Origin of the sequence: Micromonospora sp. NBC_01740 (assembly GCF_035920365.1) — a bacterium.
Taxonomy (GTDB): domain Bacteria; phylum Actinomycetota; class Actinomycetes; order Mycobacteriales; family Micromonosporaceae; genus Micromonospora; species Micromonospora reichwaldensis.
Window position 1 is genome coordinate 5,789,713 of record NZ_CP109150.1, and the last position, 15,148, is coordinate 5,804,860.

Below are 15,148 nucleotides of genomic sequence, written 5' to 3' on the forward strand. Positions count from 1 at the left end.
CGGGCTCCTTACCGACTTTCGTCGGAAGGTGCTCCTTAGAAAGGAGGTGATCCAGCCGCACCTTCCGGTACGGCTACCTTGTTACGACTTCGTCCCAATCGCCAGCCCCACCTTCGACGGCTCCCTCCACAAGGGTTGGGCCACCGGCTTCGGGTGTTGCCGACTTTCGTGACGTGACGGGCGGTGTGTACAAGGCCCGGGAACGTATTCACCGCAGCGTTGCTGATCTGCGATTACTAGCGACTCCGACTTCACGGGGTCGAGTTGCAGACCCCGATCCGAACTGAGACCGGCTTTTTGGGATTCGCTCCACCTCACGGTATCGCAGCCCATTGTACCGGCCATTGTAGCATGCGTGAAGCCCTGGACATAAGGGGCATGATGACTTGACGTCATCCCCACCTTCCTCCGAGTTGACCCCGGCAGTCTTCGATGAGTCCCCGCCATAACGCGCTGGCAACATCGAACGAGGGTTGCGCTCGTTGCGGGACTTAACCCAACATCTCACGACACGAGCTGACGACAGCCATGCACCACCTGTGACCGCCCCCGAAGGACCTCACATCTCTGCGAGTTTTGCGGCCATGTCAAACCCAGGTAAGGTTCTTCGCGTTGCATCGAATTAATCCGCATGCTCCGCCGCTTGTGCGGGCCCCCGTCAATTCCTTTGAGTTTTAGCCTTGCGGCCGTACTCCCCAGGCGGGGCGCTTAATGCGTTAGCTGCGGCACAGGGAACCGGAGAGGCCCCCCACACCTAGCGCCCAACGTTTACAGCGTGGACTACCAGGGTATCTAATCCTGTTCGCTCCCCACGCTTTCGCTCCTCAGCGTCAGTATCGGCCCAGAGACCCGCCTTCGCCACCGGTGTTCCTCCTGATATCTGCGCATTTCACCGCTACACCAGGAATTCCAGTCTCCCCTACCGAACTCTAGCCTGCCCGTATCGACCGCAGGCTTGGAGTTGAGCCCCAAGTTTTCACGGTCGACGCGACAAGCCGCCTACGAGCTCTTTACGCCCAATAAATCCGGACAACGCTCGCACCCTACGTCTTACCGCGGCTGCTGGCACGTAGTTGGCCGGTGCTTCTTCTGCAGGTACCGTCACTTACGCTTCGTCCCTGCTGAAAGAGGTTTACAACCCGAAGGCCGTCATCCCTCACGCGGCGTCGCTGCATCAGGCTTCCGCCCATTGTGCAATATTCCCCACTGCTGCCTCCCGTAGGAGTCTGGGCCGTGTCTCAGTCCCAGTGTGGCCGGTCGCCCTCTCAGGCCGGCTACCCGTCGTCGCCTTGGTAGGCCATCACCCCACCAACAAGCTGATAGGCCGCGAGCCCATCCCAGGCCGAAAAACTTTCCACCACCAACCATGCGACCGGTGGTCCTATTCGGTATTAGCCCCCGTTTCCGAGGGTTATCCCAAAGCCTAGGGCAGGTTGCTCACGTGTTACTCACCCGTTCGCCGCTCGAGTACCCCGAAGGGCCTTTCCGCTCGACTTGCATGTGTTAAGCACGCCGCCAGCGTTCGTCCTGAGCCAGGATCAAACTCTCCAACAAAAACTTGTTGAAAAACTGTCCCGACAACAAAAAGTGTTGCCAAAGGAATCCAAGACCAGCCAAACCGAAGCCTGACCAGTCCGGGGTATAAATCATAATTGGCACTGGCTTATCAAGCACCCTGTTGAGTTCTCAAAGAACAACCACACACCGCCCAGAAACCCCACACCGTGGAGCACCCGACCCGGGGCATTTCGTTCACCGCGTCCGGCGCTCTCGCGCCGGGCACTTTTACTACGTTACCCGATGGTTTCCGCCGTGTCAAACCGCTTCGTAGCGATCCGCACCACTTCAACCCAATTTCCGGGCATCCCGATTACGTCGACTCTCGCCGACGATTTTCGGGAAGTTCGGCAGACCGGCCGCTTCGCGGTTTCCCGCGAGCTCGCCCGGATCCCTGCCGGCCGTGAACCTTACCCGGTCGGTTCCGCCTCGCCAAATCCGCCTCGCGACGGATCCGGGGCACCGCCCGTGCCGGCCCCGGTGGGAGAACCCCACCCGGATCGATGGTCTCACCGCGCTCCGGCCTCGCCAGGGCTTTCACCCTGTTCGTCCGTTCCGCGCTGGCAGAGAGAAAGTTACGCCCGCCCGACAAGATCGTCAAATCCGGGGTGGGAGGGCCGCGTCACACCGTCCCGCCGGCGGCCAACGCGGCGGCCGTCGCCTGGTCGAGCGTGCCGTCGGCGACGACCACGCGGTGCCGCCCGGTGCGACTCGTACCCGCGGTGATCACCCTGGGCCGGTCGAAGGCGAACGCCACGCAGACCCCCGGGTACATCGCGGTGCGGACGAACCAGCGGTCGCCCTCCGCGAGGCCGGCCAGCACGAGCGTGTACGCGGCCCCGTCCGGCCCGGTGCCGGCGAAGGCCAGCCACGGCGCGTCGCTGCCGTTGACCGCGTCCTCCCCCTCGGCGGTGGCGGTGCACACCCGCGCGGGTGTCGCGCTGACCGCCCGCCAGAAGAAGCCGCCGTAGCCGGCGCCACCCGGGCGTCCGTTGGTCGCCGGGCTGCCCAGGGCGACGTCCCGGTCGGCGGGGGCGGTCAGCGTGTACCCGACGTCGAGGGCCCAGGCCCGCTCGCCGACCCGCTGCGCGGCCAGCTCCCGCCGCTCGGTGAGCAGCACCGCCCCGTCCCGGTCCCGCCACTCCAGCTGGTGCGCGAGCCGTTGCGGGTCGCGGGTCTCCCAGCGGGTGTGCGCGATGCGGCCGTGGTCGTCGCGCCACGTGTAGCCGGTGTCGCGGACGTAGGTGCGCCCGCCCCAGAGGTTGGTGCCGTCGACGTCCTGCACGGCCAGGGACGCGCCGAGGTGCCAGACGTGGTCGGCCGGGAACGCGTCGGTGACCACGGTCCCGCCGAGGGTCCGCACGGGGTGCAGGTACGGGCGGGGGCCGTGCCGGGGGTCGATCGCCGGGTCGACGACGTACCGGGCCACCGGCACGTCGTCGACGCTGAGCTGCCGATCGTTCTCGGTCACGCCGGCCCGCCGGTCGCCGCCCGTCACGACTGTCCCACCGGGGCGGGCACGGTCCGCCGCGCGACGGCGTGCAGGGCGGCGACCACGTACCCGGCGAGGATGGGCACCGCGACCGGAATGACCAGGACGGCGAGCAGCGCCGCGACGGCGCTGACCCCGCCGGCGGCGGCCCAGGTGCCCGGGCGGGCGCGGCAGGCGCCGGCGGCGGCACCGGCGGCCTCCCGCCAGCCGCGGCCACCGCGGCGGCCGACCTCCACCACCACAAGCGCGGCGTACCCGGCCAGGGCGGCGGCCAGCACGACGGTGACCAGGAGCAGCGGTGCCCCGCCGGGGACCCGGCCACCGGCCAGCGCGGCGACGTTCACGGCGAGCAGCCCGAAGGCGGCGAGCGTCAGCACGCTCACCCCGGCGCCGGGCAGCAGGGCGCGGCCGTACCGGGTCAGGTTCTCCCGCGCGGAGGGCCAGGAACCGACGGTGTACCGGTCGTGCACCGCCGCGCTCGCGGCGGCGACGGCCGCCGCCGCCGTGAGCACCGGCAGCGCCGCCAGGGTCAGGACGATGCCGAGCACGGCCAGGTCCGTGGCGTCGGTGAGCACGTCCCGCCAGTCGCGGCGGGCCGGCCCGTCCTCGCGGTCCGGCCCGTCGTCCCGGTGCGGCCTCATCCCTTGAGTCCGCTCGTGTTGATGCCCTCCACCAGCATCCGCTGGAAGGCCACGAAGAACAGGAACACCGGCAGCAGCGACAGCACCGACATGGCGAACATCGGGCCGACGGCGCTCTGGCTCGTCGAGTCGATGAACAGGGTCAGCGCCACCGGCACGGTGTAGTCCTCGAGGTCGGAGAGGAAGACGAGCTGCCGGAAGAAGTCGTTCCAGGTCCAGATGAACGAGAAGATCGCCGTGGTGACCAGCGCCGGCCGGCTCAGCGGCAGGATCACGTGCCGGAAGATGCCGAAGGCGTTCGCGCCGTCGATCTTGGCAGCCTCGTCGAGCTCGCGCGGGATGCCCCGCATGAACTGCACCATCAGGAAGACGAAGAACGCCTCGGTGGCCAGGAACTGCGGGATCAGCAGCGGCAGGTACGGCCACTCGCCGCCCACCAGGCCCAGGCTGCGGAACAGGATGTACTGCGGCACGATCAGCACGTGCCCGGGCAGCAGGAGCGTCCCGATCATGACGGCGAACCAGACGCCCCGCAGCCGGAACCGCAGCCGCGCGAAGGCGTACGCGGCGAGCAGGCAGGAGACGCCGTTGCCGACCACGGTCAGCAGGCTGACCATCGCGCTGTTGAGGAAGAACCGGCCGAAGCTGAAGTCGAAGTTGGTCCAGCCGTCGGCGTAGTTGCCGGGGGTGAACTCGTTCGGCAGCAGGCCGATGTTGTTGACGATCTCCTCCTGGCTCTTCAGGGACGTACCGATCATCCAGAAGAGCGGGTAGAGCACGACCGCGACGATCGCGATCAGGATGAGCAGGCGCACGGCCTGCCCGCCGCCGCTGGCCCGGCGCGGGCCGCGCGGGCCGGTCGTCGCCGGGGTTGCCGTCGGGGTTGCCGTCGCGGTCACCGGTCCTCCCCGTCCGAGTAGTGCACCCAGAACCGCCCGGTGCTGAAGAAGATCGCGGTGATGATCGCGATGGCGAGCAGGAAGACCCAGGCCATCGCCGAGGCGTAGCCCATCTCCAGGTTGGTGAAGCCCGTGATGTAGAGGTTCAGCGTGTACATCAGGGTGGAGTCGACGGGGCCGCCGGTGCCGTTGCTGAGCACGAACGCGGCGGTGAAGCCCTGGAAGCCGTTGATGGTCTCCAGCACCAGGTTGAAGAAGATCACCGGCGAGAGCATCGGCAGGGTGACGGCGACGAACTGCCGCCACTTGCCGGCGCCGTCGACGGAGGCCGCCTCGTAGAGCTCGGTGGGCACCTGCTTGAGGCCGGCCAGGAAGATCACCATGGGCGCGCCGAACTGCCAGATGGCGAGCACCATGAGGGTCTCCAGCGCCCAGTCGGGGTCGTTGACCCACGGCTTGCCCTCGATGCCGAAGACGCCCAGCAGCGAGTTGAACGCGCCCTCGCGGTTGAACATGTTCACCCAGACGATGGCCAGCGCGACGCTGCCGCCGAGCAGTGACGGCAGGTAGAACAGGCCGCGGAACAGCCCGACGCCGCGCCAGGCGCGATTGAGCAGCAGGGCCACCCCGAGGGCGGCCGCCAGCTTCAGCGGCACGGCGATCAGGGCGAAGGTGAGCGTCACCCGCACCGAGTGCCAGTACGACGGGTCGGCGGTGAACATCCGCTCGTAGTTGGCGAGCCCGACCCACTCCACCTCGGAGAAGGGGGTGAGGATGTCGTAGTTGGTGAAGCTCAGGTAGAGCGACAGGAGCATGGGTATCGCCGTGACGGCCAGCAGGCCGAGCAGCCAGGGCGACAGGAAGACGTAGCCGGCCAGACCGTCACCGTGCCGGGACCGCCCGACCCCGCGCCTGCCGGCGGGGGTCGGGACGGATCCGGTACGTCGTCGGGTCGGACCGGGCGCCGTGGTCAGGGCCACGAGCCGGTTCCTCTCGGTAGCGTCAGGGTCAGGCGATGGCGGTCTTGCAGGCGGCGATGAACTGCTCCGCCGCCTGGGCGGAGCTGATCCGGCCGTACTGGGCGTTCTCGGCGGCCTTGATCAGCTCGGAGCGGACCTTGCTGTGCCCCTTGAGCGGGACCTGCGGCGCCTCGCCGAACTTCTCCGCCAGGTCGGACTCGACCTGGATCGACTGCTTCATCGCCGGGTCGGTGACGTCGTCGCTGACCACCCGGCGCAGGTCCAGGTTCGACGGCAGGCCACGGTCGGTGCCGAGGATCTTGACCGCCTCGGGGTCGTTGGCCAGGAAGTTGATCACGTCGACCGCGACGTCCTTGTGCTTGCTGCCCTTGAATACCGACCAGTACATGGAGGCGCGGGCCCACTGGGCGCTCGGGTCACCGGGGTAGGCGATGACGCCCAGCTCGTCCTTGGTGTTCTTCTTCAGCTCCGGCATCTGGTTGACCCAGACCCAGCTGGTGCCGGCCTTGCCGGTGACCACGAGCTGCTTGGTGATGTCGGTGGCGTTGCCCTCGTGGATGACGTCGGGGGTCGGGGTGGCGCCCCGGTCCCGGGCTCCCTTCCACAGGTCGAACCACTTCGTCACGTCCTCGGCGGTGAAGCCGAGCTCCTTGCCCTTGTAGAGGTCCTTGCCCTGCTGGCGCAGCCACACCCAGAACGCCTTGTAGTCGGCGCTCGGGTCCTGGGTGCCGGGCACCTTGGTCTTCTTCGCCACCTGCTCGGCCCAGGCGATGTGCTCCTCCCAGCTCATCCCCGTGGTCGGCTCGGGCAGGCCGTTCTTGGTCAGCAGCGTCTTGTTGTAGACCAGGCCCTGGGTGTTCTCCCCCGCGGCCACGCCGGCGAGCTTGCCGTCGACCACGCCGTACTGCCAGAGGCTCTTGGGGAACTTCGACACGTCGAGGTCGCCGGAGTCCTTGTACGACGTCAGGTCGAGGGTGGTGCTGCGCGAGGCGTACTCGGCCAGGTAGTTGTCGTCGATCTGGAAGAGGTCCGGCGGGTTGCCGCCGGCCGTGAGGGTGGCCAGCTTGTCGAAGTAGCCCTGGTTGGCCTGCCAGGTCTTCTCGAACGTGACGTTCGGGTGCTTCTTGGTGTAGAGGGCGAGGGCCTCCTCGGTCAGTTTCGCCCGGGCCTCACCGCCCCACCAGAAGACCGAGAGCTTGACCGGGGCGTTCGGGTCGGTGCTGGCCTCGTCGTCGCCGCCGCAGGCGGCGGCACCGAGGACCAGGGGCAGGGCGACGACCGTGGCGAGCAGGCCGCGGATCAACCGCCGTCGGCGGACGGGGGTACGGTGAACGGGCACGGCCTGCGTGCCAGTGGTGGGGGGCGTTGCGGGGTGCATGTGCGCTCACTCCTTGGCGTTAGGAGGCGACGACGCCACCGGTGGCCGCGGTCGGGCGACCCGGGCCCGCAAGGCGATGCGGGCCCGGGACGACCAACTCGGCGTCGGGGCGGTTCCGACCGTCTGCCGGCGCGGCGGCGGTCGAGTCGCGGATGACCAGTTCGGTCTGGAGCATTACCTGTGCGGTGGTACGACGGTCGTCGCTCGTGACACCCCGACCGCCGCGTGAGCCACGGGCGGCGACGGTGTCGTGTTGCAGGAGCATGTCGACGGCCGTCCGGCCGGCGGCCGCGTTGGGCGTGGCCACCGTCGTCAACTTGGGCCGGGTGAGCCGGCTCAGGGCGATGTCGTCGATGCCGACGACGCTCACGTCCTGTGGGACGCGCATCCCGACGGCGTCGAGCCCTTCGATCAGGCCGATCGCCATCAGGTCGTTGTAGGCGAGGACCGCCGTGGCCTCGCTGCGGCGGACCTGCTCGGCGAGGGCCGCGCCGCCAATCTCGGTGGGCTGGTTGGGCCCGAGGACGGTGAACTCGGCGCCCCCGGCCCGCGCCGCGACGCCGGCCGCCCGGCGGATCTCCCGGCTGGTCCACGAGCCGCGCGGCCCGCTGAGCAGCGCGATCCGCCGGTGGCCGAGGCCGAGCAGGTGCTCGATGGCCGACCGGGCGCCCTGCCCGACGTCCATGGTGACGCACGGCAGGCCGGCGACCTGCCGGTTTATCACCACCAGCGGCACCTCGCGGCTGAGCTGCTCGATCATGCTGTTGCTCATCCGCGGGCTGCACAGCAGCACCCCGTCCACCTGCTTCGCGAGGGCGTGGACCAGCTCCTCCTCGGCGATCGGGTCCTCGTTGGTGTCGGCCACGAACACGTGGTAGTCGCGTTGGCGGGCCTGGCTCTCCGCCGCCTTGATCAGCGGCGGGAAGAACGGGTTGGCGATGTCCGCGATGATCAGACCGACGTTGTGCGTACGGCCGGTGATCAGGGCGCGGGCGGCGCGGTTGGGCCGGTAGCCGAGCTCCTCGGCGCAGGCCAGCACCCGGCCCCGGGTCTCCGGGTTGACCAGGTGCGGGGCCGAGAACGTGCGGGAGACCGTGGAGATGTGCACGCCGGAGGCCCGGGCGACGTCTCGGATGGTGGCTGGCACGGCGGGGCCCTTCGTCCAGTGTGGCTGGGGTCACGTCAGGTGCCGCCAATTAATGCAAACGGTTGTGCCGGTGTCAACGGCCGATGGTTACAGATGCGTTTCGGCCACGCTCCCACCATGTGCTCAAATGCCTATCAAAACGGATCTATGCCGCCGGTTTGGCATCGATCGTTGACGCCGCCGCGCGGCGCGTGGTTATTTCGCTGCAAACCTTTGCAGCAACACGGGAGGCGGTCGACATGTCGTCCAGCACCGGTCAACGGGTCCGACACGCCCTGGTGGGCACCGGGTCCCGGGCCGAGATGTTCGTCCGGGCGCTGGTGCGCGACCACGCCGACACCGCCGAACTCGTCGCGTTCGCCGACGTCAACCAGGCCCGGATGGACGCCCACAACCGGTGGCTCGGCGAGCTGGGCCACCCGCCGGTGCCGACGTACCGGGCCGAGGACCTGGCCGTCATGCTCGCCAAGGAGCGCGTCGACGTGCTGGTGGTGACGAGCGTGGACGACACCCACGCCGCGCACGTCGACACGGCGTTGCGGGCCGGCTGCGACGTCATCACCGAGAAGCCGATGACCGTGGACGCGGCCGGCTGCCGGCAGATCCTCGACGCGGTCGCCGACACCGGGCGGCAGGTGCGGGTGGCGTTCAACTACCGCTACAACCCCCTGCACGAGAAGCTGCGCGAGCTGCTCGCCGACGGCGCGATCGGCGAGGTGGGCTCGGTGCACTTCGAGTGGCTGCTCGACGTGCGGCACGGCGCCGACTACTTCCGCCGCTGGCACCGCGACAAGGCGCACTCCGGCGGGCTGATGGTGCACAAGGCCGGCCACCACTTCGACCTGGTCAACTGGTGGCTGGACGCCACCCCCGTCGAGGTGTACGCCACCGGCCGGCTGTTCTTCTACGGCGAGGCCGGCCACCGGCACGGCTACGCCCGCGACTACGAGCGGGCGCACGGCTCCCCCGCCGCCGACGACGACCCGTTCGCGCTGCGGCTCGACGCGCACCCGAAACTGCGCGAGCTCTACCTCGACGCCGAGGCCGAGGACGGCTACCAGCGCGACCGCAACGTCTTCGCCCCGGGCGTGGACATCGAGGACGACATGGCGGTGCTCGCCCGCTACTCCACCGGCGCGACGATGACCTACCACCTCACCGCGTACGCCCCCTACGAGGGCTACCGGGTGATGGTCAACGGCAGCCGGGGCCGCCTGGAGCTGGAGGTCGTGGAGAGCGACCACGTCAGCCCGGCGTCCGCCGGTGCGCTCAAGGGCGCGGCGCTGCACGGCGACGAGGCCGCCGCCGAGGCCGGCTCCGCCACGCTGACCCTGCGGCCGTTCTGGGCGCCGCCGCAGGTCGTACCCGTGACCGGGCACACCCGCTCCGGGCACGGCGGCGCCGACGCCCGGATGGCCCGGGTCCTGATCGCCGGCGAGCCGGACCCGATGGGGCGGGCGGCGACCGCCCGCGACGGCGCCCTCGCCCTGCTAACCGGGCTGGCCGCGAACCGCTCCTTCACCACCGGCGCCCCGGTCCGGGTCGCCGACCTGCTCGACCTCTCCTGAGCCACGAACACCCTCCGAGGAGCCCCACCCGTGCCCACGACCGACCTGCTCTTCCCCGCCGACCCCGCGCAACGCGCGGTGGCCCGCCGGCTGTACGCGCTGGCCGCGCCCCAGCCGATCATCTCCCCGCACGGGCACGTCGACCCGGCGATCCTGGCCGAGGACCGCCCCTTCCCGGACCCGGCGCGGCTGCTCATCGTGCCCGACCACTACCTCACCCGGATGCTGCTCAGCCAGGGCGTCCCCCCGGCCGACCTGGGCGTGCCCACCGTCGACGGCAGCCCCACGGAGCCCGACGGGCGCACCATCTGGCGACGCTTCGCCGCGCACTGGCACCTGTTCCGGGGCACCCCCTCCCGGCTCTGGCTGGAGCAGACCTTCCGCGACGTGTTCGGGGTGCGCACCCCGCTCTCCCCGGCCACCGCCGACGCCGTCTACGACGAGCTCGCGGCCCGGCTCGCCGAGCCGGAGTTCCGGCCCCGGGCGCTGTTCGAGCGGTTCGGCATCGAGGTGCTCGCCACCACCGAGTCGCCGCTGGACGACCTCGGGCAGCACGCCAAGCTCGCCGCCGACGGCTGGGGCGGGCCGGGCGGCCGGGTGATCACCACGTTCCGGCCGGACAACGTGGCCGACATGGAGTTCGACGGCTGGGCGGACAACGTCGCGCAGCTCGGCGAGATCACCGGCGAGGACACCGGCACGTACGCCGGCTACCTGGCGGCGCTGCGCCGGCGGCGGACGGCCTTCATCGCGGCCGGCGCCACCTGCACCGACCACGGCCACCCCACCGCGCGCACCCTGGCGCTGGGCGCGGACGAGGCCGCGCGCCTCTACGACAAGGGCCTGCGCGGGGTCGCCGACGCGGCCGACGCGGAGACGTTCCGGGCGCACATGCTGCTGGAGTTCGCCCGGATGTCGCTGGACGACGGCCTCGTCATGCAGCTGCACCCCGGCTCGGTGCGCAACCACAACCGCTGGCTGTACGCGCGGCACGGCCGCGACGTCGGCGGCGACCTGCCGCAGGCCACCGAGTACCTGCACGCGCTGACCCCGCTGCTGGACGCGTACGGCAACGACCCGCGGCTGCGGGTGGTGCTCTACACCCTCGACGAGTACACCTTCAGCCGGGAACTCGCCCCCCTGGCGGGCGGGTACGCCGCCCTGTACCTCGGCGCGCCGTGGTGGTTCCTGGACTCGCCCGAGGTGCTGCGCCGGTTCCGCGAGTCGGTCACCGAGTCCGCGGGCTTCTACAACACCGCCGGGTTCGTCGACGACACCCGCGCGTTCTGCTCCATCCCGGTACGCCACGACGTGGCCCGCCGGGTCGACGCCGCCTACCTGGCCCGGCTGGTCACCGAGCACCGCCTCGACGAGGACGAGGCGGCCGAGACCATCGTCGACCTGGCGTACCGGCTGCCGAAGAAGGTCTTCAAGATCGGAGAGAATGTCCTGTGAGTGTCACCGTCACCGCCGTCGACGTGCACGACGTGCGGTTCCCGACCGCCGCCGCGGGCGACGGCTCGGACGCGATCAACCGGGGTGACTACTCGGCCAGCTACGTCGAGCTGCGCACCGACGCCGGCGTCACCGGGGCCGGGTTCACCTTCACCAACGGTCGCGGCAACGAGCTGACCTGCGCGGCGATCGAGGCCCTCGCCCACCACGTGCGGGGCCGGACCGTGGAGGAGATCTTCGCCGACCCGGTGACGTTCTGGCGCTCGCTGAGCGCCGACGTGCAGCTGCGCTGGCTGGGCCCGGAGAAGGGGGTCATCCACATGGCCACCGGCGCCCTGGTCAACGCGGTCTGGGACCTGCGGGCCAAGCTGGCCGGCAAGCCGTTGTGGCAGCTGCTCGCCGAGCTGCCCACCGAGGAGCTGGTGGCCAGCATCGACTTCCATCACATCACCGACGCCCTCACCCCGGACGAGGCGGCGGCCATCCTCGACAAGGGACTGGTCGGGCTGGACGAGCGCCGGGCCGGGCTGGAGCGCGACGGGTTCCCGTCGTACACCACCTCGGTGGGCTGGCTGGGCTACCCCGACGACAAGGTCCGGGCGCTGACCCGGCAGGCGTACGCCGAGGGGTGGCGGGCGATGAAGATGAAGGTCGGCGGGCTGCCGGCCGACGACCTGCGGCGGGCGCGGATCATCCGGGAGGAGATCGGCCCGGACGCGCTGCTGATGATGGACGCCAACCAGGTCTGGGACGTCGACGAGGCGATCACCAACATGACCGCCCTGGCGGAGGTGGACCCGTACTGGATCGAGGAGCCGACGCACGCCGACGACATCCTCGGGCACGCCCGGATCGCGCGGGCGGTCACCGGCCTGACCGACGGCCGGTGCCGGGTCGCCACCGGTGAGGTGGCCGCCAACCGGGTCATCTTCAAGCAGCTGCTTCAGGCCGAGGCGATCGGCGTGATGCAGATCGACGCCTGCCGGGTCGGCGGCGTCAACGAGGTCCTCGCCGAGATCCTGATGGCGGCGAAGTTCGGGGTGCCGATCTGCCCGCACTCCGGCGGCGTGGGTCTGTGCGAGTACGTCCAGCACCTGGCGGTCTTCGACTACCTGCGGGTCGGCACCAGCCTCGACGGCCGGATGGTCGAGTACGTCGACCACCTGCACGAGCACTTCGTCGACCCGGTGCGCACCCGCGAGGGGCGCTACCTGCTGCCGCAGGCGCCCGGCTACAGCTCCACGATGAAGCCGGAGTCGATCGCCGAGTTCCGCTTCCCCGACGGACCGGTGTGGCGATGACCGGCGCCGCCCGGCTCGGTCTCGGGACGCTACGCCGGCTGCCGACCGAGAGCCGCCCGCTGATCCGCCCGGGCAGCGCGCCGGCGGGGATCGTGCACCTCGGGCTGGGCGCGTTCCACCGCGCCCACCAGGCGGTCTACACCGAGGAGGCGATGGCGCACGCCGGGGGCGACTGGGGCATCGTCGGCGTGGCGCCACGCAACCCCGACGTGGCGACGACGCTGGCCGCGCAGGACAACCTGTTCAGCGTCACCACCACCAGCGCCGAGGGGTGCCACACCCGGGTCGTCGGCGCGCTGGCCGGGACCCGGCACGCCGCCGGTGATCCCGCCGCCGTGGTGGCGCTGCTGGCCGACCCGGCGATCCGGGTGGTCACGCTCACCGTGACGGAGAAGGCGTACCAGCTCGACCCGGTGACCGGCCGGCTGCGGCCCGACCCGGAGGTCGCCGCCGACCTGCGCACCGACCGGGCGCCGGTCACCGTCCCGGGCCTGCTGCTGCGCGGGCTGCTCGCCCGCGCCGCCGCGCAGGGCCCGCCGTTGGCCCTGGTCAGCTGCGACAACCTGCCCGCGAACGGCCGCCGGCTGCGCGGCCTGGTCGAGCAGTCGGTGGCGTACGCGGGGGTGCCGGAGCCGCTGGCCGACTGGGTGCGGGAGCACGTCAGCTTCCCCGGCACCATGGTCGACCGGATCGTGCCGGCCAGCACGGCGCAGACCCTCGCCGACGCCGAGCGCGCCCTGGGGGTATCTGACCTGGCGGCGGTGGTCGCCGAGCCGTACCGGCAGTGGGTGATCGAGGACGACTTCCCGGGCGGCCGGCCGGCCTGGGAGCGGGCCGGCGCGGTGCTCACCGCCGACGCGGGATCCTGGGAGCGGTTGAAGCTGCGCGCCCTCAACGGCGTGCACTCGGCCGCCGCCTACCTGGGTGCGCTGGCCGGCCGGGAGACCATCGCCGACGCGCTGGCCCTGCCGCACCTGACCACGGTGCTGCGGCAGCTGGTCGCCGAGGACGTGGCGGCCAGCTTCGACCCGCCCGAGGGCGTCTCGGTCGTCGCGTACGGCGAGGAGGTGCTGACCCGGTTCGCCAACCCGGCGATCCACCACCGCACCCTCCAGGTGGCCCTGGACGGCTCGCAGAAGCTGCCGCAGCGGATCCTGCACACCATCGCCGACCTGCGGGCCGCGGGCCGGTCGGCGCACTGGGCCACGCTGGTGGTGGCCGCCTGGCTGCGCTTCGCGCAGGGCCACGCCGACGACGGCAGCCCCCTGCCGCTGGCCGACCCGCTCGCCGAGGAGATCCGCGCCGCGCTCGCCGCCGGAGCGAAGACCCCGGCGGGGGCCGTCGACGCGGTGTTCGCGCTGCGCGAGGTCTTCCCCGCCGAGGTGGCCGAGGACGACGACGTACGCGCCGAGGTGACCGGGTGGCTGACCGCCCTGCAACGGCACGGGGTGGCCGCGACGCTGGCGGGCGCCCGGTGACGGCCGCCGCCGAGGGGGCGCCACCGGGACGGGCCAGCGCCGTGCCGAGGGTCGCGATCGTCGGGGCCAACGGGCACGGGCGCTGGCACCGACGGGTCGTCGCCCCCCTGCACGCCGCCGGGCGGCTGCGGCTGGTCGCCCTGGTCGACGTACGTCCGATCGAGGACGAGCCGGCGGCACCGGTGCCCGACGGCACCCTGGTCCACGCCGACCACCGGGAGATGCTGCGGGCGGCCCGGCCGGACGTGGTGGTGGTCTGCACCCCACCGCACACCCACCTGCCGATCGCCCTGGACGTGCTCGCCGCGGGCGCCGACCTGCTGCTGGAGAAGCCGCCGGTGCTGTCCACCGCCGAGCACCGGGAGCTGGCCGACGCCCTCGCCGCGACGGGCCGGGCGTGCCAGGTGGGCTTCCAGGCGCTCGGCTCGGCGGCGCTGACGGCACTGACCGACGCGGTCCGGGCCGGGCGGCTCGGTACCGTCACCGGCATCGCGACGGTGGCGTCCTGGCAGCGTTCCGACGCCTACTACGCGCGGGCGCCGTGGGCCGGTCGGCGGACGCTGCACGGCCGGCCGGTGCTGGACGGTGCCCTGGCCAACCCGCTGGCGCACGCGGTCATGCAGTGCCTGGCGGTCGCCGAGGCCGCCGCCGGGAACGGGCCGGTGGTCCCCGCGCGGATCGAGGTGGAGCGCTACCGGGTCCGGCCGATCGAGGTGGACGACACGGCGACCCTGCGGGTGTCGTCCCGTTCGGGACCACCGATCGTCGCGGCGGTGACCCTGGCCGGGGAGGACTTCGTCGCCGGGGAGGTGATCGTGACGGGCACCGCCGGCCGGGCCGTGCTGGAGTACCCGACCGACCGGTTGCTGCTGCCCGGCGACGCCGGCGCACGCGAGGTGCCGGGCCGGCGCGGGCTGCTGGAGAACCTCCTCGCCCACCGCGCCGACCCGGAGGTGCCGCTGATCGCGCCCCTGGGGCGGACCGCCCCGTTCACCGCGGTGCTGGAGGCCGTCACGACCGCGCCCGAGCCGGCGCCGCTGGGCGGCGACCTCGTCACCGCCACGGGCGACGGCCCGCAGCGGGTGCTGACGGTGCGCGGGATCAACCGGCTGCTGCGCCGGGCGGCCGACGAAGGGGCGCTGCTGTCGGAGCTGGGGGTGCCGTGGGCGGTGGCGCCGCACCGCAGGGAGCTAATGGGACAGGAGGAACCGCAACCCACTGCAACTGAGCCGCCCGCCTGAGGTGGGTCCAT

At 71.3% G+C, this 15,148-nt stretch carries 11 protein-coding genes and 1 rRNA gene; 5 read left to right on the top strand and 7 right to left on the bottom strand.

Annotated elements, in window-relative coordinates; genetic code table 11:
- Positions 1 to 39 precede the first annotated feature (39 nt).
- The 7 genes from OG989_RS25650 to OG989_RS25680 form a co-directional block, all read right to left on the bottom strand.
- Positions 40 to 1,554, bottom strand: a 16S ribosomal RNA gene (locus OG989_RS25650).
- A 625-nt stretch (positions 1,555 to 2,179) separates the two neighbouring features.
- A complete protein-coding gene (locus tag OG989_RS25655; protein ID WP_151453248.1) occupies positions 2,180 to 3,028 on the bottom strand; it encodes a PmoA family protein in 849 nt (282 codons plus the stop codon).
- A gap of 23 nt (positions 3,029 to 3,051) precedes the next feature.
- Positions 3,052 to 3,690, bottom strand: coding sequence for a hypothetical protein (locus tag OG989_RS25660; protein WP_151453249.1), 639 nt, complete (start codon positions 3,688 to 3,690; stop codon positions 3,052 to 3,054).
- A complete protein-coding gene (locus OG989_RS25665) occupies positions 3,687 to 4,448 on the bottom strand; it encodes a carbohydrate ABC transporter permease (protein ID WP_132238380.1) in 762 nt (253 codons plus the stop codon). Before OG989_RS25665 ends, OG989_RS25660 begins: the two co-directional genes overlap by 4 nt.
- Before the next feature lie 137 nt (positions 4,449 to 4,585).
- The gene (locus OG989_RS25670; protein WP_151453250.1) at positions 4,586 to 5,569 is read right to left on the bottom strand and encodes a carbohydrate ABC transporter permease; all 984 of its coding nucleotides are present in this window, start codon (positions 5,567 to 5,569) and stop codon (positions 4,586 to 4,588) included.
- 28 nt (positions 5,570 to 5,597) lie between these two features.
- Positions 5,598 to 6,947 (bottom strand): ABC transporter substrate-binding protein, encoded by a 1,350-nt coding sequence (locus OG989_RS25675; protein ID WP_151453251.1) that lies wholly within the window; start codon positions 6,945 to 6,947, stop codon positions 5,598 to 5,600.
- A 19-nt stretch (positions 6,948 to 6,966) separates the two neighbouring features.
- A complete protein-coding gene (locus OG989_RS25680; RefSeq protein ID WP_151453252.1) occupies positions 6,967 to 8,094 on the bottom strand; it encodes a LacI family DNA-binding transcriptional regulator in 1,128 nt (375 codons plus the stop codon).
- 239 nt (positions 8,095 to 8,333) lie between these two features.
- Here OG989_RS25680 and OG989_RS25685 point away from each other — a divergent pair, with 239 nt between their 5' ends.
- Genes OG989_RS25685 through OG989_RS25705 form a run of 5 tightly spaced genes read left to right on the top strand, consistent with a single transcriptional unit; the run spans position 8,334 to position 15,137 of the window.
- Positions 8,334 to 9,662 (top strand): Gfo/Idh/MocA family protein, encoded by a 1,329-nt coding sequence (locus OG989_RS25685; RefSeq protein ID WP_327028735.1) that lies wholly within the window; start codon positions 8,334 to 8,336, stop codon positions 9,660 to 9,662.
- 30 nt (positions 9,663 to 9,692) lie between these two features.
- Positions 9,693 to 11,117: a glucuronate isomerase gene (uxaC, locus tag OG989_RS25690; protein WP_151453254.1), complete on the top strand. Its 1,425-nt coding sequence runs from the start codon at positions 9,693 to 9,695 to the stop codon at positions 11,115 to 11,117.
- Entirely contained in the window at positions 11,114 to 12,418 is a 1,305-nt protein-coding gene (locus OG989_RS25695; protein WP_327028736.1) for an enolase C-terminal domain-like protein, read from the top strand. Before uxaC ends, OG989_RS25695 begins: the two co-directional genes overlap by 4 nt.
- Complete coding sequence (locus OG989_RS25700; protein ID WP_442791884.1) at positions 12,415 to 13,896, top strand: mannitol dehydrogenase family protein; 1,482 nt, start codon at positions 12,415 to 12,417, stop codon at positions 13,894 to 13,896. The genes OG989_RS25695 and OG989_RS25700 overlap by 4 nt, the downstream gene beginning before the upstream one ends.
- A gap of 41 nt (positions 13,897 to 13,937) precedes the next feature.
- Positions 13,938 to 15,137, top strand: coding sequence for a Gfo/Idh/MocA family protein (locus OG989_RS25705; protein WP_327028738.1), 1,200 nt, complete (start codon positions 13,938 to 13,940; stop codon positions 15,135 to 15,137).
- Positions 15,138 to 15,148: the final 11 nt, after the last annotated feature.

Coding starts and splice junctions, on each gene's coding strand:
- OG989_RS25660 (WP_151453249.1), bottom strand. CDS start 3,690: ATGAGGCCGCACCGGGACGACGGGCCGGACCGCGAGGACGGGCCGGCC.
- OG989_RS25665 (WP_132238380.1), bottom strand. CDS start 4,448: ATGATCGGTACGTCCCTGAAGAGCCAGGAGGAGATCGTCAACAACATC.
- OG989_RS25675 (WP_151453251.1), bottom strand. CDS start 6,947: ATGCACCCCGCAACGCCCCCCACCACTGGCACGCAGGCCGTGCCCGTT.
- OG989_RS25685 (WP_327028735.1), top strand. CDS start 8,334: ATGTCGTCCAGCACCGGTCAACGGGTCCGACACGCCCTGGTGGGCACC.
- OG989_RS25700 (WP_442791884.1), top strand. CDS start 12,415: ATGACCGGCGCCGCCCGGCTCGGTCTCGGGACGCTACGCCGGCTGCCG.